This window comes from Donghicola tyrosinivorans (assembly GCF_003003355.1).
In the GTDB taxonomy this organism is placed as follows: domain Bacteria; phylum Pseudomonadota; class Alphaproteobacteria; order Rhodobacterales; family Rhodobacteraceae; genus Donghicola; species Donghicola tyrosinivorans.
The window spans coordinates 1-25,041 of sequence record NZ_PVTQ01000023.1 but is presented as its reverse complement, the minus strand read 5'-3'; the positions used below and the strand labels follow the sequence as shown (position 1 = coordinate 25,041).

Annotated in this window: 30 protein-coding genes and 1 pseudogene; 13 read left to right on the top strand and 18 right to left on the bottom strand. The window is 59.7% G+C overall.

Translation table 11 applies throughout. From position 1 onward, the window contains the following. Positions 1–238: 238 nt before the first annotated feature. A complete protein-coding gene (locus tag CLV74_RS20035; protein ID WP_072704174.1) occupies positions 239–1,120 on the bottom strand; it encodes a recombinase family protein in 882 nt (293 codons plus the stop codon). A 226-nt stretch (positions 1,121–1,346) separates the two neighbouring features. Between CLV74_RS20035 and CLV74_RS20030 the strand changes: the two genes are divergently transcribed. Then, entirely contained in the window at positions 1,347–2,417 is a 1,071-nt protein-coding gene (locus CLV74_RS20030) for a hypothetical protein (protein ID WP_106268359.1), read from the top strand. Positions 2,418–2,948: 531 nt separating this feature from the next. After that, positions 2,949–3,614: a L,D-transpeptidase gene (locus tag CLV74_RS20025; RefSeq protein ID WP_106268357.1), complete on the top strand. Its 666-nt coding sequence runs from the start codon at positions 2,949–2,951 to the stop codon at positions 3,612–3,614. 25 nt (positions 3,615–3,639) lie between these two features. On the opposite strand, the gene CLV74_RS20020 is transcribed toward CLV74_RS20025, so the two are convergent. After that, positions 3,640–3,924, bottom strand: coding sequence for a hypothetical protein (locus tag CLV74_RS20020; protein WP_040618662.1), 285 nt, complete (start codon positions 3,922–3,924; stop codon positions 3,640–3,642). Between the two features lie 182 nt (positions 3,925–4,106). Here CLV74_RS20020 and CLV74_RS20015 point away from each other — a divergent pair, with 182 nt between their 5' ends. From CLV74_RS20015 to CLV74_RS20005, 3 genes are all read left to right on the top strand, one after another. Next, entirely contained in the window at positions 4,107–6,461 is a 2,355-nt protein-coding gene (locus CLV74_RS20015) for a heavy metal translocating P-type ATPase (RefSeq protein WP_106268355.1), read from the top strand. 34 nt (positions 6,462–6,495) lie between these two features. Next, positions 6,496–6,783 (top strand): TFIIB-type zinc ribbon-containing protein, encoded by a 288-nt coding sequence (locus CLV74_RS20010; RefSeq protein WP_071974146.1) that lies wholly within the window; start codon positions 6,496–6,498, stop codon positions 6,781–6,783. A 182-nt stretch (positions 6,784–6,965) separates the two neighbouring features. After that, positions 6,966–7,478, top strand: coding sequence for a L,D-transpeptidase family protein (locus CLV74_RS20005; RefSeq protein WP_106268353.1), 513 nt, complete (start codon positions 6,966–6,968; stop codon positions 7,476–7,478). Here the strand turns inward: CLV74_RS20005 and lnt are convergent. Genes lnt through CLV74_RS19955 form a run of 10 tightly spaced genes read right to left on the bottom strand, consistent with a single transcriptional unit; the run spans position 7,459 to position 14,905 of the window. Beyond that, positions 7,459–9,066: an apolipoprotein N-acyltransferase gene (lnt, locus tag CLV74_RS20000; protein WP_106268351.1), complete on the bottom strand. Its 1,608-nt coding sequence runs from the start codon at positions 9,064–9,066 to the stop codon at positions 7,459–7,461. The genes CLV74_RS20005 and lnt overlap by 20 nt on opposite strands. Then, positions 9,033–9,491, bottom strand: coding sequence for a signal peptidase II (gene lspA, locus CLV74_RS19995; RefSeq protein WP_018001715.1), 459 nt, complete (start codon positions 9,489–9,491; stop codon positions 9,033–9,035). The genes lnt and lspA (CLV74_RS19995) overlap by 34 nt, the downstream gene beginning before the upstream one ends. Before the next feature lie 28 nt (positions 9,492–9,519). Next, positions 9,520–10,302 carry a ZIP family metal transporter gene (locus CLV74_RS19990; RefSeq protein ID WP_106268349.1) on the bottom strand — a complete coding sequence of 261 codons (783 nt, stop codon included), beginning with the start codon at positions 10,300–10,302 and terminating at the stop codon, positions 9,520–9,522. 12 nt (positions 10,303–10,314) lie between these two features. Beyond that, positions 10,315–10,770: a DUF411 domain-containing protein gene (locus CLV74_RS19985; RefSeq protein WP_043772538.1), complete on the bottom strand. Its 456-nt coding sequence runs from the start codon at positions 10,768–10,770 to the stop codon at positions 10,315–10,317. A 3-nt stretch (positions 10,771–10,773) separates the two neighbouring features. Beyond that, positions 10,774–12,141 carry a M23 family metallopeptidase gene (locus CLV74_RS19980; protein ID WP_106268347.1) on the bottom strand — a complete coding sequence of 456 codons (1,368 nt, stop codon included), beginning with the start codon at positions 12,139–12,141 and terminating at the stop codon, positions 10,774–10,776. Then, positions 12,138–12,764 carry an SCO family protein gene (locus CLV74_RS19975; protein ID WP_106268345.1) on the bottom strand — a complete coding sequence of 209 codons (627 nt, stop codon included), beginning with the start codon at positions 12,762–12,764 and terminating at the stop codon, positions 12,138–12,140. The genes CLV74_RS19980 and CLV74_RS19975 overlap by 4 nt, the downstream gene beginning before the upstream one ends. Beyond that, positions 12,764–13,231: a copper chaperone PCu(A)C gene (locus CLV74_RS19970; RefSeq protein ID WP_058249020.1), complete on the bottom strand. Its 468-nt coding sequence runs from the start codon at positions 13,229–13,231 to the stop codon at positions 12,764–12,766. Before CLV74_RS19970 ends, CLV74_RS19975 begins: the two co-directional genes overlap by 1 nt. Positions 13,232–13,254: 23 nt before the next feature. Beyond that, a complete protein-coding gene (locus CLV74_RS19965; protein ID WP_106268343.1) occupies positions 13,255–13,914 on the bottom strand; it encodes a DsbA family protein in 660 nt (219 codons plus the stop codon). After that, complete coding sequence (locus tag CLV74_RS19960; protein ID WP_009573598.1) at positions 13,911–14,333, bottom strand: disulfide bond formation protein B; 423 nt, start codon at positions 14,331–14,333, stop codon at positions 13,911–13,913. The genes CLV74_RS19965 and CLV74_RS19960 overlap by 4 nt, the downstream gene beginning before the upstream one ends. Positions 14,334–14,338: 5 nt before the next feature. Next, positions 14,339–14,905, bottom strand: a complete 567-nt coding sequence (locus tag CLV74_RS19955) for an SCO family protein (protein WP_038008468.1) — start codon at positions 14,903–14,905, stop codon at positions 14,339–14,341. 207 nt (positions 14,906–15,112) lie between these two features. On the opposite strand from CLV74_RS19955, the gene CLV74_RS19950 reads away from it, so the two are divergent. From CLV74_RS19950 to CLV74_RS19920, 7 genes are all read left to right on the top strand, one after another. Continuing rightward, positions 15,113–15,541, top strand: coding sequence for a MerR family transcriptional regulator (locus tag CLV74_RS19950; protein WP_013959865.1), 429 nt, complete (start codon positions 15,113–15,115; stop codon positions 15,539–15,541). A gap of 103 nt (positions 15,542–15,644) precedes the next feature. Then, a complete protein-coding gene (locus CLV74_RS19945) occupies positions 15,645–16,223 on the top strand; it encodes a cation efflux transmembrane domain-containing protein (RefSeq protein WP_106268341.1) in 579 nt (192 codons plus the stop codon). A 95-nt stretch (positions 16,224–16,318) separates the two neighbouring features. Further along, on the top strand, positions 16,319–17,074 hold the full coding sequence (locus CLV74_RS19940; RefSeq protein ID WP_106268369.1) for a transglutaminase-like domain-containing protein: 756 nt from the start codon (positions 16,319–16,321) through the stop codon (positions 17,072–17,074). Further along, positions 17,064–17,981: a cation diffusion facilitator family transporter gene (locus tag CLV74_RS19935; protein WP_106268338.1), complete on the top strand. Its 918-nt coding sequence runs from the start codon at positions 17,064–17,066 to the stop codon at positions 17,979–17,981. Before CLV74_RS19940 ends, CLV74_RS19935 begins: the two co-directional genes overlap by 11 nt. Further along, positions 17,978–18,535 carry a methyltransferase family protein gene (locus CLV74_RS19930; protein ID WP_088726085.1) on the top strand — a complete coding sequence of 186 codons (558 nt, stop codon included), beginning with the start codon at positions 17,978–17,980 and terminating at the stop codon, positions 18,533–18,535. The genes CLV74_RS19935 and CLV74_RS19930 overlap by 4 nt, the downstream gene beginning before the upstream one ends. Then, positions 18,477–19,169 carry a prephenate dehydrogenase/arogenate dehydrogenase family protein gene (locus CLV74_RS19925; RefSeq protein ID WP_088726084.1) on the top strand — a complete coding sequence of 231 codons (693 nt, stop codon included), beginning with the start codon at positions 18,477–18,479 and terminating at the stop codon, positions 19,167–19,169. Before CLV74_RS19930 ends, CLV74_RS19925 begins: the two co-directional genes overlap by 59 nt. A 224-nt stretch (positions 19,170–19,393) precedes the next feature. Continuing rightward, positions 19,394–19,753 (top strand): cation efflux transmembrane domain-containing protein, encoded by a 360-nt coding sequence (locus CLV74_RS19920; RefSeq protein ID WP_342753501.1) that lies wholly within the window; start codon positions 19,394–19,396, stop codon positions 19,751–19,753. A 21-nt stretch (positions 19,754–19,774) separates the two neighbouring features. On the opposite strand, the gene CLV74_RS19915 is transcribed toward CLV74_RS19920, so the two are convergent. The 5 genes from CLV74_RS19915 to CLV74_RS19895 all read right to left on the bottom strand — a co-directional run bounded on the left by CLV74_RS19915 (position 19,775) and on the right by CLV74_RS19895 (position 24,422). Then, positions 19,775–21,022: a cytochrome P450 gene (locus CLV74_RS19915; RefSeq protein WP_106268336.1), complete on the bottom strand. Its 1,248-nt coding sequence runs from the start codon at positions 21,020–21,022 to the stop codon at positions 19,775–19,777. A 117-nt stretch (positions 21,023–21,139) separates the two neighbouring features. After that, positions 21,140–22,486: a TRAP transporter large permease gene (locus CLV74_RS19910; RefSeq protein ID WP_245888631.1), complete on the bottom strand. Its 1,347-nt coding sequence runs from the start codon at positions 22,484–22,486 to the stop codon at positions 21,140–21,142. 16 nt (positions 22,487–22,502) lie between these two features. After that, entirely contained in the window at positions 22,503–23,024 is a 522-nt protein-coding gene (locus CLV74_RS19905) for a TRAP transporter small permease subunit (RefSeq protein WP_106268333.1), read from the bottom strand. A 37-nt stretch (positions 23,025–23,061) separates the two neighbouring features. After that, positions 23,062–23,571, bottom strand: coding sequence for a signal peptidase II (gene lspA / locus CLV74_RS19900; protein WP_106268331.1), 510 nt, complete (start codon positions 23,569–23,571; stop codon positions 23,062–23,064). Further along, entirely contained in the window at positions 23,568–24,422 is an 855-nt protein-coding gene (locus CLV74_RS19895) for a cation efflux transmembrane domain-containing protein (protein ID WP_106268328.1), read from the bottom strand. Before CLV74_RS19895 ends, lspA (CLV74_RS19900) begins: the two co-directional genes overlap by 4 nt. A 56-nt stretch (positions 24,423–24,478) precedes the next feature. Here CLV74_RS19895 and CLV74_RS19890 point away from each other — a divergent pair, with 56 nt between their 5' ends. Beyond that, the gene (locus CLV74_RS19890) at positions 24,479–24,844 is read left to right on the top strand and encodes an ArsR/SmtB family transcription factor (RefSeq protein WP_106268326.1); all 366 of its coding nucleotides are present in this window, start codon (positions 24,479–24,481) and stop codon (positions 24,842–24,844) included. Between the two features lie 115 nt (positions 24,845–24,959). On the opposite strand, the pseudogene CLV74_RS19885 reads toward CLV74_RS19890, so the two are convergent. Then, a pseudogene (locus CLV74_RS19885) lies at positions 24,960–25,041 on the bottom strand (IS5/IS1182 family transposase); the annotation flags it as partial.

The following is a 25,041-nucleotide window of genomic DNA, read 5'->3' as shown; positions in this document are numbered from 1 at the left end:
GTAGTGGAAAAGTTATCCACGGCACCAATTTGGTCGCGCGGGGCTTACGCTAGATAACGCATTGATTACCAACGATAAAGACCGTGTCTGGCGAAGCCGACACCCTTCGAGATATTTTCTGCTCGCGCGAACTAACCCCAAGGCATTGTTGGATATTTACGTGGTTTTCGTCCAATTGAGGCGATGATTCTGGAAGATTTGGGCCGAGCGAACAGGGTGGTTTGCCGACCATTAGCGCCTACAAAAGGCCGAGGCGCTCTGCACGCTCCAGCAGCATTCTGACTGAGGAAGGCTGCCAGCTGGTTCGACCGCGAGGGGTGCGCTCACGCATGGATTCGAGTCGGTCGCAGATTGCCTGCAAGGTGATCTCCGGGTCAGCACCTTTGATTGCGGCGACAATCGCAGGCAGGCGATCGTCGGTTTCGCGACGTCCAGCGCGTCCAAGCACTTCAGCAGGCAGGAATCCGTCCGCCACGTATGCCTTCACGGCGCGGAGCAGGCGGCTTTGCGTCCAGCGCCGATCATGGGGCAGGGGGCCATTGATGATCCGCAGGACGTCTTCCCAAGCCATATCGGGGCGCAAACGGCGCACATGGGGCACCCAATCCTGCGCAGTTTCGTTCAAGCGCTCCATGTAGCCGTCCTGTCGCGCCAGCCGCACCTTGCGCAGCGTTTCAGGGTCCTTGGCGCGAAGACCTGGGTTGCCGCCGACGCGGCCCTTTGAGCGTGCCGAGGCAAGTCCGGCTTTGGTACGCTCGCGGATCAGGGCGCGTTCGAACTCAGCCGCAGCGCCCAGAACCTGCAACGTGAACTTGCCCTGGGGCGAGGCAGTGTCGATCGGGTCCTGGAGCGAGCGGAAGAACGCCCCCTTGCCCTCCAGTCTTTCGATCACCTCAAGTAGGTGCGACAAAGACCGCGCAAGCCGGTCGATCCGCACGACGACCAACGTGTCGCCCTTGCCAATCCGCTCCAGCACACGTGCAAGCACGGGCCGCGCGCGATTGCCGCCCGAGGCGTGCTCTTCAAAGATCTCGGCGCATCCCGCAGACTGCAGTGCCTCAGACTGGGGCAGGGGGGTCTGATCCTCGGTGGAGACGCGCGCATAGCCAATCAGGGGCATGAAACCGGGCCGTTTGCAATTTAATATATTGCTAATAAACGACCGTTTGTAAACAAATGCAAGTAGGTGCTCTCTCGTCGTGCTCGTCCAAAAACCTTTGGTTTCCTTGCGCTGAAAGCGATCTGAGAGGTTTCACCTGCAGTCGCGCGCTCGTACTATATAAAGGGCGCAGGCAGCGGCCACGAAAACGCCTGGGCAATGTGCAAAAAATCAGTATTTTGCACACATGGTGACGCAAGCCTCTTCTTTGACTGATGATTACGACGACCCCCTTATCACCATCGAGGAGGATGAAGAGGCTCACGAAGACGAGCTCTGGTTTCTACCTAGGTCACTTGAAGAAGAACCGGATGATTTGCCTCCAGGGCCACGGGCGGAACCGCCCGACACTGCTGTCGTCGAAGACTGGGCAAAAGCAGAAGGCGTTCACGCTGCGCGACTGGCAAGAGTGGCTGGACGCCTGGGAGCTCTGGATGACCGGCTGCTGCGTGGCCCGGAAGGCTGGCGGCATCGCCTCGCTCTTATCGAGGCAGCGGATCTCAGCTGGTTCGCAGGGGATCGGGTGAGTTCTGATCGTCTGGCGCTCTGGATATCGATGCGGCTGTCAGGTGCACAGGATGACCCAAATGCACTGGCAAGAGTTGGATGGGCTGTTCGGCGCCTAACAGGCGGTCCTGGACCGAAAGCTGACTTGGCCGCCTTCCTGGATCGCCGCGATCCCGAGAACATTGAAGACAGCGCTGAGCGTTTCGAGGATCGCGCGGGTGGGTGGCTGGACGTCATGGCAGCCGCAAAGGGTCTCCACCCGATCACGCGGGCGTGCATGGGGTATCACCTGTGGAGCTTGGCGGGCCTCGGACGCCACGGCGACCAGATCGAAGCTGCCGTCACCGCGTCCAGGATCGCGACCAGCGATGGAAGCGGTGCCATCTTCGCGCCGCTCGCTATGGCCGGGGCCGGGGGGCTGCGCGTTTCGGGCTTGCCACCCGAGCGTTTGGCCCGCTGGTTGGATGGGATGAACAGCGCAATTCTAACGGCGATGCGAACACTTGATGATATTGAAGTGTGGATCGGGCGGGCAGAAAACGTCATGGCGCAATTATCTGGCCGCACGCCGGTTGCCTTGCGAAAGGTTTTCACGGAATGGCCCTTGGTCTCCGCCCCGATGGCTGAGGCCATGACCGGAGCCAGCCGCGCCGCCGTTCAGCGCAATCTCGCATGGATGGAGGCAAGCGGTTTGATCCGCGAGGTGACGGGGCACGGGAGGTATCGCATGTGGAAAGCTGACCTAATATAGGTCATTTGTCGAGGCTGACACCGGCTTGACCTGGCACGCTTTAGTGCCGCCCCAGATGATCGTTTAAGCCACTTTCCGTTCGAATGCGACAAGGCTTTTCCAGCCCAAAGCGTTCGTTAGCCATTCGTCTCACGTTTTTGTGACAATTGATCGCTTGAAGCTCCAGTGGGTGAAGGTTGTAACGGGGCGAAATAACGGAATGAGAGCCGGAGCCAGAGATGGCATCGTAGCATTTGCGAGTGGCGTAAGTTCCCTGTGCCGTGACGTTCCCGATCTCATGGTCGCGATATCGAAGCCGCTGTGCCTAAATTTCCAGACAATCTGCGACTTAACGAATTGTCGCTGCGCAACTTCGGACCAGGTATCGTGCGAGCAGTTTTCTCCTCCCTAGCAAACTGGAAACTGCAAGGATCGCATGTTTACTTACGAAGATTTGCCCTTGAACCTCTAGCCACTAGAAGTCCTATCTGTTCAAGGAGAACACATACCGTTCTTGCCATCAATCGCCGGTGAGAACCGAAAGGGTACGAAATGCTGACAAGACGACACTTCATTCAGACAACAACGGCGCTTTTTTCGGTGACCGGTCCCGGTATGGCTTTTGCCGACACTTGGCCCACCGAGGCTCAGAAGGCTGAATGGGACGCACAGGTGACGCCTCAGGGTTATGTTGCCGAGACTTCCAACCCATGGGGATTGCACCCGCGGTTCCTACCGCAACGTGTGGTCGCGAAGGCCGGTCTCGTGCCGGGAGATATCCATGTCGACGCGGTCGCACGATATCTTTACCACATTGAAGAGGGTGGAACCGCGATGCGCTACGGCGTGGCCATCGCGCGGGGGAACCTCTACGAGCCGGGTGTCTATACCATCAAGCGCAAGGTCAGGTGGCCGCACTGGCAACCGACACAGAGCATGATCAATCGCGACCCCGAACTTTATGCTGACATTGCCGATGGCATGGAACCGGGACCGGAAAACGCGCTTGGATCGAGGGCGCTGTATCTCTACGTCGGGGATCGCGATACCCTTTTGCGCATCCATGGCACTCCGAGCCCACGGAGTATCGGTGGCCGCGCAAGTTCGGGCTGCGTACGGATGGTCATGGCTCATATCAATGATCTTTACCCGAACGTCGAGACCGACTCTACGGCCTATCTTTACTCGGCGGAGGACAGCGTGACTGCCCGCAGCTAAGCCAAGCAGCGGACGGCAAACGCAATTAAGTTTCGCGAGGGGTGCAGATACGATTGCCGTTCGCCGTGCGCAGCGGCAGCAAGGTTGTTTCTACGGGGCCGCTGTGTTCGTACCAGTAGCACCCGTCTTCCGGCACCAAGCGCGCGGTCGCAACATTCTGATCCGGGGCAGCCATCGCAATCACGGCTTCGGGAACGTTGCCCGGCTGGTCTGCCGCGTCGCCCGGCCCAGTCGGCTGGACTGCGCACCCGGCCGTAAGCGACAGCGCCACTGCGACCATCATTTTTTGCTTCAGCATCAAAACCCGCATCAAGCTTCCTTTCATGTCTGTTTTTCTTTGCAGCGGCTGTTCATGCCTCAAGGCGTGATGGAGCCGGTCACCGCATCCTCTAGCAATAAATCAAACTGAAATACCACCGTATTTTGCTCTTGAAGCTCTAGCTACTGTAGGGGCTATGTCATGGTAAAGCACCCGAATCCAGAGGTCCATTCATGCCGTCCGACACCCATCGTCACGACCACGATCACGCCGAAGATGCCCAGACAAGCGGCGGCAGCTGCTGCGGGAGCGCCGGAACGTGCGGCGACACCGTTCCGGCGACCCCCGCGCCAGCGGGCGGGCGCAGTTTTCAGGTGTCCGGCCTCGATTGCGCCGAGGAGGTAGCAATCCTGAACAAGGTGGTCGGCCCGAAGATCGGCGGGGCCGAACATCTTGCGTTCGACGTGATCAATGGACGGATGACTATTCTCGACAGCGCCAAGAGTGTATCGGACGGCGAAATTGCAGAACTGGTCGCAAGCACCGGCATGACCGCCAAGCCTTGGGATGCCGAAAACGCGTCGGTCGACCAGGCGGCCCATCTTGCACGCCAGCGGCTGTTTACGGCGCTCAGCGGCGGCTTCTGGGCCGCGGGATTTCTGTGGCACATCATCGAGACCGGCATGGGGGGGGCACTCGGCCTCTTCGCAGGGCACGGCGAAGCGCCGATGCCACTGGTCGAGGCAGGGCTATTCGCGGTTGCGATCCTGTTCGGTGTTTGGCTCGTGGCGCCCAAGGCATGGTCGTCCGCACGGCGGCTGTCGCCCGACATGAACCTGCTCATGGTCGTCGCAGTCGCGGGTGCAATTGGCCTCGGCGAATTTTTCGAGGCGGCGACGGTTGCGTTCTTCTTCTCGCTCTCGCTTTTCCTCGAAAGCTGGAGCGTCGGGCGTGCGAGGAATGCGGTTTCAGCTCTGCTGGACCTGGCGCCGCCGACGGCAAGAATTCTTTATGATGACGGTTCGGAAGCGGACGTACCGGCTTCCGCGGTTGCTATCAACGCACTTTTCGTCGTGCGCGGCGGAGACCGCATCCCATTGGATGGTGAGGTTGTCGATGGGGCAGGGGCCGTCGATCAGGCGCCAATCACCGGAGAGAGTGCGCTGGTCCCAAAGGAACGGGGCGACGAAGTCTATGCCGGTACGATCAACGGCGAAGGCACACTGACGGTGCGCGCCACGAAGGCCGCCTCGGACACCGTGTTGGCCAAGATTATCCGCATGGTCGGCGACGCCCATGCCCGCCGCGCGCCGGTGGAGCAGTGGGTGGCGAAATTCGCCCGCATCTATACGCCTATCGTCATGGCTCTCGCCATTGCAATTGCCCTGCTGCCGCCGCTCATTTTCGGTGGGGCCTGGGATTATTGGTTCTACAATGCACTCGTGCTGCTGGTGATCGCCTGCCCGTGTGCTCTGGTCATCTCGACACCGGTCTCCATCGTCGCCGCACTCACCGCCTCAGCGCGGGCCGGAGTGCTGATCAAGGGAGGTGCATATGTTGAGGCACCGGGCAAGACCACTGCACTGGCCATGGACAAGACCGGCACGATCACCATGGGCGAGCCCGAGGTGGCGGCGGTGCATCCGCTGGGCAAAGCATCGGCGCAAGATCTGATGACCCTCGCCGCTGGGCTGGAGGCACGTTCCTCACATCCCTTGGCGCGCGCCATTCTTGCGCGGGCAGAAGCCGACGGCATCAAGGTATTCGCCGCGGAAGATACCCGAACCGTTCCGGGCAGGGGACTTGAAGGACGCACAGACGGCCGGTCGATCTGGCTGGGGTCGGACCGGTTTGCCGAGGAGAAGGGTTTCGGCGACGCCATTCCGAAGGATTTGCGCAACCGCATCGAAGGGGCTGGCAGCACCCTTGTTGCCGTGGGCGACGACACCGGCGTCACCGGCATCCTGGAATTGCGCGACCGTATCCGCCCCGATGCCAAGGGCATCGTGGCACAGCTCCACGCGCAGGGCGTGAAGACCATCGTCATGCTGACGGGCGACAACGAGCGGACAGCGCGCGCTGTTGCAGCCGAGGTCGGCATCGACGAGGTCCGTGCCGAGCTTCTGCCCGAAGACAAGGTGACAGCTATCGAAGAACTGGTCGAAACGCATGACATGGTGGCCATGATCGGCGACGGGGTCAACGACGCCCCGGCCATGGCGCGCGCGCATTACGCCATCGCAATGGGTGCCGTTGGTTCGGACGCGGCAATCGAGACGGCGGATATTGCCCTGATGACAGACGACCTCGGGAAGGTGCCTTGGCTGATCGGTCATTCGCGCCGGACAATGTCGATTATCCATCAGAACATCGGTATTTCCTTGGCGACCAAGGGCGTTTTCGTTGTCGCTACCGCTTTCGGAGTGGCATCGATGTGGGGCGCTATTGCAGCCGATGTAGGAGTGTCATTGCTGGTGGTGGCCAACGCCCTGCGCCTGCTGAACAGCCAAGAGGCCAAGGCGCCGCCGTCTGGCGGTGAACAGGTTGGCGAAGGCTTGGCCAAAGGGGCGCTGGCACATGGTCATTGAACTGGGAGAACCCGGAAAGGAGCCGAGACGAGACATGAGCGTGAAGGGCAGGATGATGTGTCCGGTTTGCGAGGTGCCCTTGAGCATGACCGACCGCCAGGGGATCGAGATCGACTTCTGTCCCGATTGCCGGGGTGTCTGGCTCGACCGGGGTGAACTGGACAAGATCATCGAGCGTTCGGCACCCGATGTGGCGCCTCAGCGGGTGCCTGAGCCGCGCGGCTACGACGATGATCGCGGCTACCGGCGCGGAAAGCACGGCGGCGGCGACCGCAAGCACGGCTATCGCCGCAAATCCTGGCTTCACGAGTTGTTCGATTAAGGCTTGCCGTGGTCTCCCTGCCGGTCGCCCTCAAGGCGCTGCGGTAGGCCCGCAAGGCATTCAGCGGTGAGCAGATTGGTCCAGAGATGGCAAAGGCCGCGCTTGCCCACGGACATTGATCACGCAGCATTTGCAAGGTAACGTAATGTCCATATCAGACCTCACGAAAGAGGCGTCGAGCAGTGAAAACCATCCGATTTCCCCGCCGCGCCGTCCTGTTGGGCGGGTTGGCAGCGTTTTTGTCTGGCTGTGCCAGCAAGTTTCGCAGCTATGGCGGACCCGAAGTGACCCGTGTTCGGCTTTACAAGGGGCAGCGTTTGCTTGTTCTGGACGGAGCCGATCGCGTATTGCAAACCTATCCGGTCGGGCTGGGTTTCGCTCCTGAGGGTCACAAGCAATTCGAGGGAGACGGCCGGACCCCTGAGGGCGCTTACGTAGTCGATAAGCGCAACCCCGACAGTACGTATCATCTTTCGGTTGGCATCTCCTATCCGAATGAGGCCGACATCGCCTTTGCTGAAGCGCAGGGCCTTTCCCCGGGCGGCGACATCTTCATCCATGGTGGTCCACGCCCAGGCATCGACCCAACGGACGTCCGCGACTGGACAGCTGGCTGCATCGCGGTCACAGATCGGCAGATCGAGGACATCTATGCAATGGTGAAAGACGGAACACCTATCCACATCTTTGCATGACGGTCCTTCTCATGCGGCGGTAGCGCGCCGTCGCATTGGTCGCCATTGCCCAGCTCCACGAAGCCAAGATGAGCGCCAGCAGCATCCAGTCCCCGAAGCTCGCGTAGAGTGTCGGCGGTCGCGCGGAGGGCAGGCTAGCGTCGATGATGCCCGTTTCGCCGGTATCGAGCCGCGCAATGATCTCTCCGCTCGTGTCGATGACCGCAGAGATGCCCGTATTCGCGGCTCGAATGACAGGAAGGCCTTCCTCTACGGCGCGCATACGTGCGGAAGCCAGATGCTGCTCAGGTCCGATGCTGGTGCCAAACCAGGCGTCGTTGGTTGCGTTGAAGATCCAGTCTGGCCTGAACAGGTCGTCGACCACATGGCTTGGGAAGATGATCTCATAGCAGATCGCCACGGCGACCAGCGGCACACCCGGAAGCGCAAGCGTTCGCGGGCCCGGTCCGGGCGTAAAATCGCCCAGACCCGCCGTGAGCCGCTCGATGGGCAACCAGCCACGGAATGGCACATATTCGCCGAAGGGTACGAGATGGTGTTTCGCGTATCCGGTCAGGATTCTGCCGGTCGCGCCAAAAGCCTGGACCGTGTTGAAATATCGGGTGCCATCCTCGCTCGGTACACGGTCCGGCACACCGGTGAGCAGCACCCTGCCCTCTGTGAGCGCAGCGGCAATGCGATCCCGTGCCTCCGTATCCTCATCGAGGAAACCCGGAAAGGCGGTTTCCGGCCAGAGAAGCACGTCGAAATCGCCGCGCCGGGTTGAAAGCTCAAGATAGCGCGCGAATGTCGCCTCGCGGTTCTCGGGCGCCCATTTTTCCTCTTGTGGAATGTTGCCCTGGACGATGCGCAGGTCGACACCGGGTGGCTGTTGTGCATCCGACTGGAGGCGCAGCGTGCCGACAGCCCACATCGTCGCGATTCCGGCCAGCGCCATGAGCGAAACGGTCAATCGTTGCCGCCCGGACGCCATAGCAGCCGCGCCAGGGAGTACCGCGACGAACACGGTGAGAAAGCTTAGCCCATAGCTTCCGACCCAGGCGGCGGTCTGGCGAAGGGCGGCGTAGTCTACAAGTGCGTAACCGGCCAGATTCCAGGGAAACCCTGTCAGAACGTGACCACGCAACCACTCGGCCACGGTCCAGGAGGTCGCGAACAGGAGGCAGGCCAAGAGACTGCCCATGGCTCCGCGCCGCGCGATTTCGGCAAAAAGCGCAGCGGCAATGGCTGGGAAAATCGCGAGACCTGCGGACAATCCCGCGACCGCCGGAATCGCCATCGTCCCAAACCGCTCGGCCTCGACGTAGAAACTTTCCGCGATCCACCAAATCCCGAAACCGAACTGGCCGAGACCAAACGCCCAGCCGACGAGGAAAGCGCGCCCGAAGGAGAGATCGCGAAGCCCGACAAACAACGCGGAATAGGCAACGGGAACGAGCAGGAGAATCGAAAGAGGCGGGAAAGTCAGAACGGTCACCGCCCCGGCGGCGAAACCAAGCGTCATCCGCCAAAGAAAACGGTGGCGCAGAGCGATGCGGTTCAGAATTTCCGGCTTCACGACTTGATCGAACGCCGCGCGCTGATCCATGGCGCGGCGAGCAAGAGCCCCACGCCACTGACGACAAATACATCGGCCAAGTTGAAGGCAGGCCAATGTGTTGTGCCAATGTAGAAATCGAGAAAGTCTGTTACAGCCCGATACCGCACACGATCGATGACATTGCCCAGGGCTCCGCCAATGATCGCACCGTAGGCAAGCGTTTCCACCGCATTGTCGGCGCGAAACAGCATAACCCCCAGCCAAACACAGATGGCAAGAGCGAAAGCGATGAGGCTCCACCACGGCGCGCCGCCCAACATCCCGAAAGTCACGCCGTCATTACGATAAAAGACGAGGTTGAATCCCGGAAACACGGGAATTCCGGCGCTTAAAGTGACGGCATTCGCAACGACAATGGCTTTGGTGATCTGATCGATCGCGAACGCAGCAAGTGCTGCGAAGACGCCGATCATCGGAGATACCTTGTTTAGTGACATTGCCTCATCCCAACCAGACATCAAGGAACAGCATCAGAACGAGCCCGACTGCGAGACCGAGCGTCGCCCTGTTCTGATGGCCGCTGCGATGGGTTTCGGGGATGATTTCGTGGCTAATGACGTAGAGCATTGCGCCCGCGGCAAAGGCCAGACCCCATGGAAGCAGCGGTTCCGACAGTGTGATGATGCCGGCCCCGAGCAAACCGCCAATCGGCTCGACCATGCCCGTCAGCGCCGCGATGCCCCAGGCGCGCAGCTTCGGATATCCCTCGCCCAGCAGAGATACAGCGACGGCCAATCCTTCGGGCGCATTCTGAAGCCCGATGCCGATGGCGAGCGGCAGACCGCCCTCCATACCTCCGGATCCGAAGCCGACCCCCACGGCAAGGCCTTCGGGGAAGTTGTGGATCGTGATCGCAATGATGAACAACCAGACCCGCCGCAAAGACGCCGCTTCGGGCCCTTCGCGTCCCGTCCTGAAGTGCTCGTGCGGCAGCTTTTCGTTCATCAGGGCGACAGCCCCCATGCCCAGAAGAATCGAAACGCATACGATGGCCGCAGGCATCGCGCCGTTTTCGAACATCGGCTCCGCCGCATCCAATGCCGGGATGATCAGCGAAAAGAAAGAAGCGGCGAGCATCACACCGGCAGCGAAGCCGAGCGACAGATCGCGTGTGGCCCGAGACGGGATGCGCCCGAACAGCACGGGAACTGCTCCGACTGCTGTGAGCGATCCGGCGGCAAGACTTCCGAGAAAGCCGAGCATTATCGGAGACAGATTTTCCATGGGCGGGCCAGATTATCCTTCGGCGTAGCTCGAAAAGACTTCCGTCGACCCGTCCTTGCGGATGAGGAAGACATCATAGGCCTCGCGGTCGTCTTCTGGCCCCATGCCGGGCGAGCCATAGGGCATCCCCGGAACAGCGAGGCCGACGGCGTCCGGGCGCTCCTCGAGAAGGCGGCGGATGTCAGCGGCCGGTACATGGCCCTCGATCACGTAGCCGTCAATGAGCGCGGTGTGGCAGGAGACCATGCGCTGCGGCACGCCGTTGTCTAGCTTGAAGCGCACGAGAAGCCCGCCGAACATGTCCTGGCCGGTCGGCACAAACCCGTTCTCTTCGAGATGTTTCATCCACGAGAGGCAGCAGCCGCATCCGTTGGTCTTGCGGACGTCGATCGCCGTTGCCTCTGCGAGGGCCTGGGCCGCTGGGAACAGGGCGAGCGTGATGGCAAGAGCTTGGGTCATGCGTTTCATGGGTCAGAGCCTTTCGGTTGTCGTTTTGGCAATCTCGCTGCCGAGGTTTTCATTCAGAAGCGCCCGCGCCTCGGCCAGACGCGAGAGCGCGGCGGTATCATCCGCATCGCTCTCGGCCGCTTCGGCGAGCCGGTCGTCAGAGAGGGGGTCAGTCGGGCGCCCATCCACGAGCACCTCATAGTGCAGGTTCGGACCTGTCGCCGTGCCAGTCGCGCCGACGCGGCCGATCACGTCTCCCGCCGCAACGCGTTGGCCTTGTGCCAAGTCTTCCGGCACGGCGCTCAGATGCGCGTAGCGCGTCATGGTGTCGGAGCCGTGCAAGATTTCGACCACGCGTCCATATCCGCCGCGCCAGCCGATGAAATTGACCCGCCCCGGTGCCGTCGCTTGAACCGGTGTCCCACGTGCCGCTGCAAAATCGACGCCGGTGTGCATCCGGACGTTGCCAAAGACCGGATGCGTGCGGCGTCCGAACACCGAGCTGAGGCGCGCACCCTCGACCGGCTGTGCGAAGACGCGCAGCACCTCGCCATCGACGTAGATCGTCGCCTGACCGCTGCCGTCGTCCGGCCATACGATCTCGTAAAGCGAACCGCCGATGTCCAGTGCGGCGAAGGCGAGTTCGGGCTGTCCGATCCTGTCCTCGCCGACCCGCGCCTCACGCCAGAGAAGCCTTAGTGTTTCGCCGCCGGCCATCTCGCGGCGGAAATCCACGGTCCCACCCAGCATCTGCGCAAGGTCCACGGAAAAACGGGCGGGTATGCCGGCTTCGTCGAGTGCCGCGAAGATCGAGCTGTCGATCATGGCTTCGCCGGCAAGGGTTACGATTTCCGGATCCGGAGCCACGACCTGCGTGGACATCTGCTCGCCGAAAACCACCTCGATCCGAACCCCGTCCTCGACGGCGAGTGAGACGGTGCCGGGGCTGCCGTCCATGGTCGAAGCAACAGTGACCGAGTGCCCCGGCCGCAGCCGTCGCAGATCGTATTCCGCGCCAAGCGCGAGGGCAACTTCGGCTCTGTCAGGTGCCGCAAGACCAGCTTCAGACAGCAAGAAATCGAGCGTCTCGCCAGGTGCAATGTTGCGCGACCATGTCGACAGGGGTGGCTCGATCGCCTGCACGGGCCTGTCGGCAAACGCGACCTGCAGAAGGGGGCCGAGGTCGGGTGCATCTTCTGCCCATGCCGTCGCGGGCAGCGTCACGAGGATGTCAACGTTTTGGGGAGCTTCAGGACCTTGGGGCATCCATTTACCTGCCGAGGCAAGTTCCGGCGGCACGGGTTCTTTCGACATGAAATCAGAGAGGGCGATAGCCGCTCCCGAAACCATCCCCGCAATTGCGACACAAGCCGCCATAGTTCTGAGCCTCATGTCGCCCCCTCCGTTTCTTCTTTCAGCGCGCGGCGAATTTTCGGCACCGCGAATTCTCTGGGTTCGTGATAGTCGATCATGGTGACGAACCGCCCAGAGGCTGCGAACAGGAAGACGCTCGCGCTGTGGTTCATCGTGTAATCGCCGCTCTCCGTCGGCACCCTTTCGTAGGTGGCGTGGAAGCCGTCCGCGACGCGCGCTATCTGCTCCTCCGGCCCCGTCCAGCCGCGAATCGCCGGATGGAAGTAGCCGACATATTCGGCCATCGTTTCGACAGTGTCGCGCTCGGGATCGACCGTGATGAAAACCACGTTCATCTCGTCGGCCTCGTCTCCCAGATCGTCGAGCCATCCCGAAATGTCCGAGAGCGTGGTCGGGCAGACATCGGGACAGTAGGTGAAGCCGAAGAACGCCATCGTCGGTCGCCCGATCAGGGTTTCCGGCCCGACCGCGTTGCCCTCATGATCCGTCAGACGGAAATCCATCGCGGTCAGAGCCACTGGCCGCTGCCCGATAGGCTCAGGTCCACCGGGGCCATCGACCTGCCACCAACCGACGAAGAGCATCAGGGCGACCGCCCCGACACCAGCCGCGCCGTACCCCAGGATCGCCCGTCGCTGCATCAGTCCTCTGGCCCCCGCGCGGCGATGCCGAGGATCGGAACCTCGACCGTCACTTCGCCTCCGTCGTCGAAAAGCAGTGTCAGCGGAAAAGTGTCCCCTTCCGTCATTGGTTCTTGCAGCCGCATCAGCATTGCGTGAAGGCCCCCCGGTTCGAGCGCGATGCTCTCGCCCGGGGCGATCACGATCTCCCCCGCCGGGCTCATGGAGCTCACACCTTCGGCATTGGTCTTCGTCTCGTGAATTTCGGGCATCATCGCGAGCGGTGTTGCAAGGCCGATCAGCGTCACCGGCTCGTCGCCGGTGTTGCTTATCGTCATGTATGCGGCCCCGGGGCGGTTCATCCCGATAGAGGCGCGGGACCACGCGTTCTCGACGACAACATCCTCGGGTCCGGCCAGCGCGGGCACTGAGAGCCCTCCTAGGGTCAAAAGCGCAGTCAATGTGCCGGTCAAAATATGCTTTTTCATCGTTTTGATCCTGCCCTTTCCATTCATTTTTGCGCGGAAGCGACTTCGGCAGCCACCAATCGCCGCAGTTCTGCCTCCCCGAACGGATCGAGCGGCTTGCCGTTCACGAAGAATGTGGGCGTCCGGCGAATTCCCACGGTCTCTACATCGGCACGATCCTGATTCAGGATCGCCACTACACCCGGTGCCAGCATTTGCGTGCGCGCGGCCTCGGCATCGAGCCCGGCCGTGGCGGCGACCTGTAGGATTAGGCCGGGCGCCGGGGCACCGTGCGACGCCCATCTCGGCTGTTCCCGCAGAACGGCCTCGAGCACCGGCACGTAAACGTCCTGCATGCGCGCCGCCTCGAGCACGCGGATGGCTTCCTCGGATGCCGCGCCGTGGAAGGGCGTGTAGCGGATCACGACGCGGACAGCTTCCCCATGCTCGGCCATGATGTCCTTCACGATGGGATGAAAGGCGCGACAGGCCTCGCAGGCCGGATCGAAGAATTCGACGATCGTGACGGGCGCATCCGCAGGCCCGAGGATGGGCGAGTAGGGGCGGATCATCGCCTCCGCAAGTTCCGGAGCAACGGGCTCCGCTTCGGCCACTGGGCCGGGGCGGTTTGCAAACCAGGTGGCTCCGCCGAAACCGGCGGCGCCGAGGGCAAGAACGGACAGGATCAGGCCGCGTCGATTCATGTTCGTGTGTCCTTTAATGAAAGGGCCGACAGCGCCCCGATCAGCGCGAAGGCGGCGAGCGCCATCAGCGGGATAGGGATGCCGAAGACCAGTTGGTTGTCATCGGTGCAAGAGGGGCCGGTGGCCGTGCAGGGCTGGACGCGTTCGGGAACAAGACCGACGTACAGCCCCATGTGCCAGAGGGCGATTGCGCCGCCGCCAAGCGCCAATGCGATGCCGTAGCGCCCCACGCGGCCGTCCCGCCACCAAAGGCCGAGCCCGAGGACAATGGCCAAGGGGAACATGAAGGCGCGCTGGAACCAGCACAGCACACAGGGCGTCTGCCCCAGCACCTCGCCGATGAAAAGCACGGCAAGCGAGGCGACGAGCGCGATGATCCACGCCAGCCCGAGGGCTGTTTCTCCGGACATACGGTTCATGTCGGTCAGATCCTCTCTTCCAGATTGGCGAGGATCTCTTCGGCGGAGGTGCCGTAGGGCCACGAGTCGGCGAAGCCCGCGTCGGGATCGAAGAGGAACAGATGCGACGTGTGGCCCATCGTGTAACCATCCGGCGCCGCAGCCTCTTCGACGCGTTCGAAGAAGATCGGAAAGGTCTCGGATGTGGCGGCGATCTGTTCCGGCGTGCCGGTCAGCCCGATGATGCCCGCATCGAACAGCGGGACGTATTCGGCGAGTGCTGCGGGCGTGTCTCGTTCAGGGTCGATTGTTATGAAAATCGGTTGGACCTTGGCGGCATCGTCGCCCAGACCGTCCATCACCGCCGCGACCTCGGATAGGGTCGTCGGGCAGACGTCGGGGCAGTTGGTAAAGCCGAAAAAAACCAGCATCCAGCGCCCCGCAAAGTCCTCCTCGGTTCGAACCATACCCTGGTGGTCCGTCAGTTCGAACTCAGCGAAAAAAGGCGGTTCGGCGTCGGTTCGGGCGCTATCGGCACGATAATCGGACCATAGCAAAAGCCATACGAAGGCAAGCGCTGCCACGCCTGCCAAAACCCAAAGAAACTTCTGTGCCGATGTAAGGGACAATCCTGTTCGCCTGATTTTGATTCTTATTGCCTGTGCGGATACATCCTCTAGCTGCTAGAGGTTCAAGCACGAAATCATGGTATAGCTTGAACTCACGCGTCTGTGAATCCGACACTTGTTTATTCCGACGGCAAAACCTACACAAACTGTATCTTTTTCATGGAGGCGAAAATGCTCACGATCGGTACTCTGTCAAAGAAGACTGGCACAAAAGTGCAGACCATCCGGTACTACGAACAGATCGGACTCATGCCCGAACCTGGCAGGACCGAAGGCGGACAGAGGCGCTACGACAATGCACAGCTTGATCGACTGTCCTTCATCCGCCACTCGCGGCAACTCGGCTTCTCGCTCGATGCGATCCGCGAGCTGCTCGACCTCAGCGACCATCCCAATCGGCCCTGTGATGAAGCTGATGCCATCGCGCGTCGCCAGCTCAAACAGGTGGAGCAGCGCATGGCCCGCCTGAAGGCGCTGCGCACGGAACTGAAACGCATGGTTCACGAATGCAGCGGCGGGCGGACGGGAGATTGCAAGGTGCTTGAGGTGTTGCGGGACCATTCGGAATGCTTGACCGAACACGAGGAAATCGGGGCCTGAAGGAATTCAGCCAACATTCCGGCTGGAACGCAGATCAGCCGCAGAAGTTAATGTGTCGTACAACACAAGCTGGAACCACAAAATGGCCGCTAGACAAGATTCAATGGAGAGACGGACGCTTTGGATCGTTCTGGCGCTCAATATCGGTTTGGCCGTGGCCTTTTTCGCAACAGGCGCCTTCGGCGACTCAAGTGCCCTGATCGCCAACGGGCTCGATAACCTCTCCGACAGCTTCGTCTACGCGATCAGCCTTTTCGCTTTGTCCCGATCCGCCAAATGGAAACGCGGGGCGGCGAACGTTTCCGGCGGGCTGCTGATCCTGTTCGCTGCAGGCATCCTCTACGATGCGTGGCGCCGCTACATCGGTGGGTCAGATCCGCTCGGGACGATCATGATTGCAATGGCCCTGATCGCGGCGGCTATCAACGCAGTCTGCGTTTGGCTGCTCGCTAAGCTCAAAAATCCAAACGTCAATATCCGCGCGGCCAACACCTTCAGTTACAACGATTTCGCCGCGAACCTCGGGATCGTCGTGGCCGGTGGCCTCGTCGCTTGGCTAGGAACCAACTGGCCGGACCTTGTCGTCAGTGTGATCGTCGCCGGGATCGCGGCCTGGGGCGGTATCGACATCCTGCGCGACGCACACGGCGAACACCACAAAGCGGTTCACACGGACAAATAGTTGCGGGAGATTCTTTCTGAAAGAAAGGATTGAAGCTATAGTGACTATAGCAATTAGTCTTGTTCCAAGACGATTCGAGGAGCGACCCGTTGCAGATGACCGACCCCCTACTTGTACCCACCAAACTACTGGATTTTGATGCCGCGCCTCTTGCGCGTCTAATTGAGAACCGCAGCTGGCGCGGCTTATCCGAATACGATCGGATCGGAGCTGCCTATGATTTCGTTCGGAATGAAATCGCGTTCGGATACAATCGAGCTGACGACATCCCCGCATCCGAAGTGCTTTCCGACGGCTATGGGCAGTGCAATACCAAAGGCACGCTCTTGATGGCGCTGCTGCGTGGTGTCGGCATTCGTTGCCGGTTGCATGGGTTTACGATCCACAAAGGCTTGCAGCGCGGTGTTGTCCCTGAGCTGGTGTATCCGCTTGCTCCGCAGGAAATTCTCCACTCATGGGTCGAGATCGAATTTCAAGGTGCCTGGATCAACCTTGAAGGCTTCATCCTGGATGACGCTTTCCTCGATGTCCTGCAAACGTCATTCTCGGACACAGAAAGTCTCTGCGGTTATGGCGCGGGCACGGATTGCCTTGGCGCGCCTCCCGTCGCCTGGAACGGAGAAGATACCTACATTCAGAAAACCGCCATTGTGCAAGATTTTGGCGTGTACGATACGCCGGACGCCTTCTATTTGTCCCATGAGCAATCCTTTGGGTGGCTGCGTGGTGCCCTTTACCGTCATATCATCCGCCACTGGATGAATGCGCGCGTACGTGGTTTCCGCAGCGGCCGCCTCAAGACTGACCGACGCGCGACACACGCGCATGAGGAGCCTGCCAATGCCGCATGATCATGGGCACGCGCATATCGAACCGGATTCTGGCGATCGGCGGGTTGCCATCGCGATCTGGGCGAACGGGCTTCTTACCGTTGCGCAGATCGTCGGGGGCATATTCTCGGGCAGTCTGGCACTGATCGCCGATGCGCTGCACAACTTTTCCGATATGGCCTCGCTTGTCATTGCCTTCGCCGCACGCAAGATCGCGCGCCGCCCGGCCGATGAGCGCATGACCTTCGGCTATGGCCGGGTCGAAATCGTCGCGGCCCTGATCAACTACACCACCCTCATCGTGATCGGCTTCTATCTGATCTACGAAGGTGGCATGCGCATGATTGATCCACCCGAAGTCATGGGGTGGACCGTAGTCATTCTCGGTGGAATCGCGCTTGTGGTCGACACGCTGACCGCAATGCTGACCTATTCGATGCAGAAGGGGAGCGTGAACATCCGTGCGCTTTTTCTCCACAACCTTTCGGATGCGTTGGCTTCAGTGGCCGTCATAGTCGGCGGGACGCTCATAATACTCTATGATATGCGTTGGGTTGATCCGGCCATCACTATCGGCATCGCGCTCTACATCCTGTATTTGTCCTTCACCGAAATAGGGGGCCCAATTCGAACCCTGATGCTTGGGAGCCCACCAGATATTGATGGAAATGACGTGGTCAGAGCGATCCAGAGTGTCGATGGCGTTGTGGACGTGCATCATGTCCACCTGTGGCAAATGCAGGAGCACGCTGCGGCATTGGACTGCCATATTGTCGTCGAACGCGAATGGATGGGTGAGGCCGACAAGATTAACGAAAACGTCAAATCGGTGCTGCATGAACGTTTCTCAATCGAGCATTCCACGCTTGAATTCGAAGCGAGCGACAATGCGCATCAGGAGGCGCAGGTGTTCGGACACCGCTCATGACGATTGCCCAAGGCATACTAGTGGTCGTTGGCCTGCTATCCGGTCTGGTTTTGATTGGTGCGCTCCTTTGGTCGATCGCCCGCCCGTCCAAGCGCATCTGGCCTCCAAACAGAGAGCATTCAGTCATACCAAACATTGCATGGGGTCTCACATTGGCCGTGTTTGGGGCGGTGATCGGTTTGGGCATCTTGGATTGGAAATCCGCTTCTATGGCCAACCCACTCCGTTGGGCGGTCGGGCCGTTCTTGATCGCAACCGGAAATCTGATTGTCTGGTGGGGGGCATTCAGCATTGGACTGAAAGCCACCAGCGGTGCGAAAGACGAGCTGATCACTTCGGGTCTCTACCGTTTCTCTCGGCATCCGCAGTACCTTGCCGACATGGCCATCCTGATAGGTTTTGGTCTTCTCTTCGCCTCATCTTGGGTTTGGCCTATCGTCATCGTTGGAGTTGCCGCGCTGGCCCTTGCCCCGCTCGCGGAAGAGCCATGGCTGCATGAACAATACGGCTCCAAGTATCGCGATTATTGCGCTGAAACGCGTCGATACCTGTAAACTCGCGACCTCACGAGAACGTCATCGTTTTTCAGTTGAACCTCTAGCTTCTAGAATGTCCTCATTCGAGCAAGTTGTCAGCGAAATTGCAGTTGCTTGTAAACCTGGCGCGCTGATTGTCGATGTTGGCTCGGTCAAAGTCGTTCCTTCCGAAATCATGCTGCGCCGGTTCCCGAACTACGTAGACATCGTCGCAACGCACCCTTTGTTCGGTCCTCAAAGTGCGATGGAAGGTATTGAAGGCCTGAAAATTGCGGTCTGCCCCATTCAGGGAAAACGACATGCGAGGCTGGCTGCGTTTTTACGCGTAGCTCTTAGGCTGACTGTCATCATGACAACACCAGAAGATCACGACCGAGAAGCAGCAGTTGTCCAAGGGCTCACGCATCTCATCGCCAAAGTGCTGCTTGGAATGGGCCCGCTACCAACGCGCATGACAACGGAGAGCTTTGACCTGTTATCTGAGGCGATTTCCATGGTGCAGGATGATGCGCCGGAAGTATTTGAAGCGATCGAAAAGGCTAATCCTTACGCCGAGACCGTAAGACGACAGTTTTTTGACTTGGCCGCGAGATTGAGTGTCGATCCGGAAACAGCATCGAGAATACCGCTGCACAATGAGACCGGACATTGATGGAGCAGCACCTAACGGAAGCAAAGTCCCGCGTTGCAGTCGTTGCTGAGCCAATCGATCGAGGTCCGGCGTGCGGACAGAGTGAGCTCTCGCTGCGATGGCGCGAACGGCCGCTTTGGCGAAACCTGTAGCAGGAATTTGGGGCCGAATGACCAGCCTAGCGCTCGAAGTCCGCTACCAAGCTGTTTCCCATGCGAATCGTTGCCGCAAGCTTTGACTGAGCAATCCATTCCACCATCTCAGGGCTTGGTGGACCGAGCAAAACAACCTCTTCGATTTTGGCGCAGCTATGGAGTATGCTCATTTCTATGGTGGTGAACCCATTTCTTGCCTGGGGCAAATATCGCTACGGAAAACGGCTGGATGCGCCCGCTTTGAAGTATGGTGCGAAGGATACGATGATCTGCGAATACCAGACGGTCGTGGTTCTTCTGGGGATCGGTCTGACGCAGTGGATGGGATGGTGGTGGGCCGATCCGGTCGCAGCTTTGCTCATCGTTCCCTATGTTGCGTGGGAGGCATTCGAAGCCACCAAGGATGCATTTTCAGTTGATCCGGAAGAGGACGCGAAGGCGACAGGCTGAATGATCGACCCTCAAGTCTGCTCAATGATGTCGCCTGACGTTGTGGAGGATCATTCGAGTCTTGGGCAGAGGCGGCAACTCTTTCGTATCAATCTCCAAATCCTGATCCGGCACATCGTAGTCGATGGACCCTACGAAGTATTCGCAGAACGCCTTCATCTGGCTGATTGCGATCCATTCGCCGGGGCAACGGTGGTTCAAGTGGTGGTCGCCACCGCCTTGTGGGATGAAATCATAGGAGTCTTCGATACGACTCTGAAACCGTTCGGGGCGAAAATCGCGCGGCGCGTCCCAAGAACGCGGATCGGTGTTCGTGCCATAAAGATCGAGCAAGACCCTGCATCCCTCCGGAAATCGGTAGCCATTCCACTCGAATGCCGTCTTGACCCGCGCCGCAACCGCCGGAAAGAACGGATACAGGCGACGGACCTCTTGCACGAATGGATCAAGTAGCGCGGCGCCGTTTTTCAGTCTTTGTGACCACTCAGGATACCAATGGAGGGCATGAACGGCATGGACGATGAACACAGACACGGCGACAGTCGGACGCAGAACGTTCAGCAGTTCCACGGCTGCCACCTTTGGGGGCAATAACTCCCCGTCGGGATCGCGCCATGTCGCGATAACGTATAGAGCGCTTTCCTTTTGTGGCTGGAGAGTGTCGTCGCGGACTTCCAGTATCATCCGCGAAGTCCATTTTTCCAGTTTCTGCCGCGACCGACGTGCACGCCAGTGTTTCGGGCCAACGGCTCCTGCATCCTGAAAGAGCGTAGTCAGTTGCGCTGTTCGCTTCTTTACTTCCGCATCCGGTAGCGGCACCCCAGCCCAGGCGCAGACGGCTCTGGTGAGCATTTCGCGCACCTCATCATAGAGCACGACTTCATCCGCCGCTTCCCAGTCCCGCACATAGTTGTCCAGCATGTGCAGGGACATACCCTGGAGCGCTGCAATCCGCTCAGAGGCCATAAGAGACATGAACATCTGCTTTCGGTGACGATGCGCGTCGCCATCGAGGCCCTGAACACCGCCTTCACCGAGAAGCGTTTTTTGAATGCGGCCCGGCATCGAGTCCGCGCGAACGAGCCGGTCTTCCTTGTAGAAGACTTCCGCTGCCGCCGCACCGGTCATGCAAATGGTTTGCTTAAGGAGGACGCGAGTCGCGAATAGATCGCTGCCGAGGTCGCGGCAGGTATCCGATATGAAACCATATGGGTTGCGCAGTAGGGCGAGCGTGCTGTCGAAGCCCGTTGCGGATGGAATGCTGACCATTGATTGTCCTCCCTAAATGTTACGCTCGCGGCGGTCTCGTTTCGGGCTCTCCGCTTCATCCAAAGCATCACAGCCAACAAACCAATCAGTGCATTTGCGCGGGACATGCATCATTTATCACCGCTGGATCAGCTGCGGCGCATCTGCCGAACCGAGTGCTGCTTCGGGCAGCCAGGTGACAAGCTGGGGGAAAGAGATCAGCGCCGCGATCAATACAATTTCAATGGCAACGAGCGGTACCGCACCGCGATAGATATCGGAAAGGTTGATACCTTTCGGTGCCGCCATCTTGGCAAAGAACAGTGCGTAGCCGAAGGGGGGCGTGAGAAAGGATGTTTGCAATGCCAGTGCAATCAGGCCAGCAATCCAGATTTGTGCAAAGTACGCAGAGCCGACGTGATCCGCGAAGTCGAGCTCGGAAATGATCGGCATCAGCACGGGTACAAAGACCAAGAGAACCTCGATCCAGTCAAAAACAAAACCAAGTATGATGATCACGCCAAGGAGCGTCGCCAACAGTTCCCACCGGGTGAGGTCGAATGCGGATATCCAGTCGAAGATGACATCTGGTCCGCCAACGAGGTGGAAACTCAGCGAAAAAACCGATGCGCCGAGTACGATGAAGAAGACCATCGAAGTCATCGCACCTGTCTGCACCGTGACAGAGTTCAAAGATGGGAAAGACAAACGCTTTCGCGCCAGCGCGACCAAGAGCGCGCCAAACACCCCTACTCCGGCCGCCTCTGTGAGCGTCGCAAAGCCCAGAATAATGCTGAGAGGAATTGACGCGATTACAGCGACCGAAGCAATCACGAACAAAAGGTCTGACCCAAGATTGGTCTTTGGCGCGTCCAAAGGGATTTCGACGGTTTTTCGCAAGAAGATGGCAAAATAGATCGCGAAGGCGGTTACCATCAGAAGAACGGGCACGATGAGAGCCACGTACATCAATCCAATGCGCAGATAGAAGACGTTCGAGATAAAAAACAGCATCACGGCTGGCGGAAACACGACACCGAGCGCGCCAGAGGCCGCGACGGCTGCACCCGCGGTTCGCGGGGCGTAGCCGGAAGCCATCATCGGGGTATAGGCGACCAGCGCCACCGTGATGACCGATGCCCCGATAACCCCGGCTGCTGGCGCGAGCACCAGACCGATCAGCAGGGTCGCGATGGCGTAGCGACCCGGAACACCCGTCAGAATACGCCCCAGCAAGCGAAACATGGTTTCGGCAACCCCGCTGGCATTCAGGATCAAACCGAGAAAAATCAGCATAGGAACACTGGTAAATTGGACTGATTCATTGGTCAGTACACCGCGGGCCCGCAGGTAGATCAGCCCCAGATGCTGAAAATCTGTGATCCCCACCCAAACAGCAGCCACAAATCCCAGGAAGCCTGTCCCCGCCAGGACAAGGGCAACCGGAAAGCCGCTGAAGACCCCGATGGCCATCACGGCAAGCATGGCCACCGTGAGGACCTCATTCACCATTGTGCAGCCCGCCCGATTGTTCCGGTGCGCCTTGCGCACGTTTCCCTGCCAGAAAGGCGATGTTGCGCAAGGCTACGATCACACCCGCAAGGGCCAGCAAGATGGGGCCGATAACCCCGGCTATGCGTTGTGCCCACAACTGGGTTTCGGCGAACTTCGTGGTGCGCATCAGACCGTCCCACCCGTACCAGGTCAGAATCGCGGCGAGAGGCAGAAGGACAAAAAAGCCACCTATCAGTTCGATCCACGCAATACGGCGCGCGGACCAATGTCTGCGAAGAACATCAACGCGCACATGACCGTCGCTCAGATAGGTATAGCCAAGGGTCAAGAAAATCAGAATGAACAGCAGCGATGTGGACAGGTCCGGCAAATAGCTCGACATGCCAAGTTGTAGCTTTCGATCCAGCATCTGAAGCGCGCCGTAGGCGGCAATCGAAACAACTGTCAGCCATGCAGTCACGACGCCGATGCTACGAATGATCCGGTCAATCCAATCTAAAAACTTCAAGTCCAGGCCCCTCCCAAAGCTCCTTACCTGTGAGCTGCTATCTCCCCGCGACATTTTCCTTGCGGGGGTCTTGTCCGGGCTGTTCCGGTTTGCCTCTCGCGGCACGAAAGCCGTCCCAGAACAGCAGGGCCGCTCCACAGAAAATCGCCACATCAGCGAGATTGAAGGATGGCCAGTGGTATGTCCCGAAATGGAAATCCAGAAAGTCAGGGACCGCCTGATACCGCAACCGGTCGATGACATTTCCAGCTGCGCCGCCGATGACCAGACCGAGCGCAGCAGCGGTCAGTCTATCTGGCGCGCGCCATAACCAGATCAGCAGCCATGCGATGATCGCGTTAGCAAGCACGACGAGACCCCACGAGGGCACGATCCCACCAAGCAACCCGAAGCTGACTCCATCGTTCAGGACACGGACAAGATTCAGAAAAGGCAGAACCTCGACCCCGCGCTCCAGCTCCGGTGTGTTCAGGGCGAGCGCCTTTGTGCTCTGATCGAGAGCGAGCGCCGCAATGGCGCAGAGCCCACCCAGAGTGCGGCGGTTCATGCTGCCGCCTTCAGATCGGAACGCGCATCACGGATGATCGACCAAGATGAATGCAGGAACAGTCCCGCAATCCCAAAGGCGACAATGAGGTCTGGCCAGGCACTGCCCAGCCAGACCACCAGTCCGGCTGCGATGACGACCGCAGCATTGCCGATGGCGTCGTTGCGCGAGAACAGCCAGACAGCGCGCATGTTCGCGTCACCCTTGCGATACCGCAGCAGGGGCAGCACGGACACAACATTGATAACGAGAGCGATCAGGCCCAGAAGGCCCATGAGAGCCGCATCCGGCGTTATCGGTTCGAAAGCCCGCATGATGGTCGTGCCGAGAACTCCAAGGCCAAGGAGGCCAAGGAAGATGCCCTGGATCAGGGCCGACCGTGCCCGCCACGCGAGACTCCAGCCGATGGCCAGAAGTCCGAGGAAGGTAATCGCGCCATCGCCGATGAAATCGAGGGCGTCGGCTTTCACGGCCTGCGATCCGGCGATAAACCCGCCGACCATCTCGATGACACCGTAGCCGACATTGAGGATTACGACGATCCATAACGCACGTCGATAGGCCGGGTCCTGATGGGCCGCACCTTGCTGAAGGTCCTCGTCGCTTTCGATGCGGTCAAACCCATACCCCGTTGTCTCAACGGCCTTTACGATGTCCGGCAAACGCGCTTCAGGGGCCTTCAGAGTCATGATATGGGTCGCCGCCGACACTTTCACCGCGTCGGGCGCGACCCCTGCAGACTGCGCCGCCCGTTCGATCTGCGCGGCATCCTTGGCGCAATCCATGCCGGAGACGCGGTAACGGAAGGATGGAACATCAGCCGTCGATCTGGCGCTGTCGGCGTTGGCCATGGGTGCAATACTCCTGCTAGAGTGAATCAAGAAACAACATATCAGCGAGGAATGATATGGACCAAATCATTGCCGACCGCAATACCGGGACAAGCACTATAGAACGAAGGGCGAAGCTGTTTCGCGGCTTTGCGGACCCAAGCCGTCTCGCGATTCTTGGCGCCTTGTGTGAAGCGCCGTTGGCTGTGCACGAGATCGTGACGCGCACAGAACTATCGCAACCAAACGTTTCCAACCATCTCCGATGTCTTTTGGATTGTGGGCTTGTCGCCAGCGACCGCGATGGACGCTTCATCCGCTACCGCATCAGCAGTCCGCGTATTACAGCCCTTTTGAACGATGTGGACGCACTTCTCGATGTGGTCGCAGAGGGTGTTGAGGCGTGCGAAAATTATTGCGAAGGTAAGATGCTGAAAACATGATTGGTGCCGCCAAGGCGGTTGGCGATCTTCGGAGAATCGAATTTTCTATTGTGAGTTCACAGTTTGGATTGCACGCCGCCAGATCATCAAAAAGCCGGAACACTAGGGTCAGGATTCATAACCAGTAGATGACGGTTGCTGCGAGCGCGATGGCTGAGAGAAAGACCTTTGGACAGCGGTCATAGCGGGTTGCCACG

What these genes read in the sequence shown, in the direction of transcription:
- lspA (WP_106268331.1), bottom strand. Translation starts at nt 23,571, where the DNA reads ATGAACCGCCGCACTCTGGGTGGGCTCTGCGCCATTGCGGCGCTCGCT.
- CLV74_RS19945 (WP_106268341.1), top strand. Translation starts at nt 15,645, where the DNA reads ATGGAGAGACGGACGCTTTGGATCGTTCTGGCGCTCAATATCGGTTTG.
- CLV74_RS19950 (WP_013959865.1), top strand. Translation starts at nt 15,113, where the DNA reads ATGCTCACGATCGGTACTCTGTCAAAGAAGACTGGCACAAAAGTGCAG.
- CLV74_RS19960 (WP_009573598.1), bottom strand. Translation starts at nt 14,333, where the DNA reads ATGAACCGTATGTCCGGAGAAACAGCCCTCGGGCTGGCGTGGATCATC.
- CLV74_RS19940 (WP_106268369.1), top strand. Translation starts at nt 16,319, where the DNA reads ATGACCGACCCCCTACTTGTACCCACCAAACTACTGGATTTTGATGCC.
- CLV74_RS20010 (WP_071974146.1), top strand. Translation starts at nt 6,496, where the DNA reads ATGAGCGTGAAGGGCAGGATGATGTGTCCGGTTTGCGAGGTGCCCTTG.
- CLV74_RS20030 (WP_106268359.1), top strand. Translation starts at nt 1,347, where the DNA reads ATGGTGACGCAAGCCTCTTCTTTGACTGATGATTACGACGACCCCCTT.
- lnt (WP_106268351.1), bottom strand. Translation starts at nt 9,066, where the DNA reads ATGGATCAGCGCGCGGCGTTCGATCAAGTCGTGAAGCCGGAAATTCTG.
- CLV74_RS19965 (WP_106268343.1), bottom strand. Translation starts at nt 13,914, where the DNA reads ATGAATCGACGCGGCCTGATCCTGTCCGTTCTTGCCCTCGGCGCCGCC.
- CLV74_RS19930 (WP_088726085.1), top strand. Translation starts at nt 17,978, where the DNA reads ATGACGATTGCCCAAGGCATACTAGTGGTCGTTGGCCTGCTATCCGGT.
- CLV74_RS19985 (WP_043772538.1), bottom strand. Translation starts at nt 10,770, where the DNA reads ATGAAACGCATGACCCAAGCTCTTGCCATCACGCTCGCCCTGTTCCCA.
- CLV74_RS20020 (WP_040618662.1), bottom strand. Translation starts at nt 3,924, where the DNA reads ATGCGGGTTTTGATGCTGAAGCAAAAAATGATGGTCGCAGTGGCGCTG.
- CLV74_RS19970 (WP_058249020.1), bottom strand. Translation starts at nt 13,231, where the DNA reads ATGAAAAAGCATATTTTGACCGGCACATTGACTGCGCTTTTGACCCTA.
- CLV74_RS19925 (WP_088726084.1), top strand. Translation starts at nt 18,477, where the DNA reads ATGAACAATACGGCTCCAAGTATCGCGATTATTGCGCTGAAACGCGTC.
- CLV74_RS19915 (WP_106268336.1), bottom strand. Translation starts at nt 21,022, where the DNA reads ATGGTCAGCATTCCATCCGCAACGGGCTTCGACAGCACGCTCGCCCTA.
- CLV74_RS20015 (WP_106268355.1), top strand. Translation starts at nt 4,107, where the DNA reads ATGCCGTCCGACACCCATCGTCACGACCACGATCACGCCGAAGATGCC.
- CLV74_RS19910 (WP_245888631.1), bottom strand. Translation starts at nt 22,486, where the DNA reads ATGCTTGCCGTGATGGCCATCGGGGTCTTCAGCGGCTTTCCGGTTGCC.
- CLV74_RS20025 (WP_106268357.1), top strand. Translation starts at nt 2,949, where the DNA reads ATGCTGACAAGACGACACTTCATTCAGACAACAACGGCGCTTTTTTCG.
- CLV74_RS19980 (WP_106268347.1), bottom strand. Translation starts at nt 12,141, where the DNA reads ATGAGGCTCAGAACTATGGCGGCTTGTGTCGCAATTGCGGGGATGGTT.
- CLV74_RS20035 (WP_072704174.1), bottom strand. Translation starts at nt 1,120, where the DNA reads ATGCCCCTGATTGGCTATGCGCGCGTCTCCACCGAGGATCAGACCCCC.
- CLV74_RS19895 (WP_106268328.1), bottom strand. Translation starts at nt 24,422, where the DNA reads ATGGCCAACGCCGACAGCGCCAGATCGACGGCTGATGTTCCATCCTTC.
- CLV74_RS19975 (WP_106268345.1), bottom strand. Translation starts at nt 12,764, where the DNA reads ATGCAGCGACGGGCGATCCTGGGGTACGGCGCGGCTGGTGTCGGGGCG.
- CLV74_RS19935 (WP_106268338.1), top strand. Translation starts at nt 17,064, where the DNA reads ATGCCGCATGATCATGGGCACGCGCATATCGAACCGGATTCTGGCGAT.
- lspA (WP_018001715.1), bottom strand. Translation starts at nt 9,491, where the DNA reads ATGATCGGCGTCTTCGCAGCACTTGCTGCGTTCGCGATCGATCAGATC.
- CLV74_RS19990 (WP_106268349.1), bottom strand. Translation starts at nt 10,302, where the DNA reads ATGGAAAATCTGTCTCCGATAATGCTCGGCTTTCTCGGAAGTCTTGCC.
- CLV74_RS19890 (WP_106268326.1), top strand. Translation starts at nt 24,479, where the DNA reads ATGGACCAAATCATTGCCGACCGCAATACCGGGACAAGCACTATAGAA.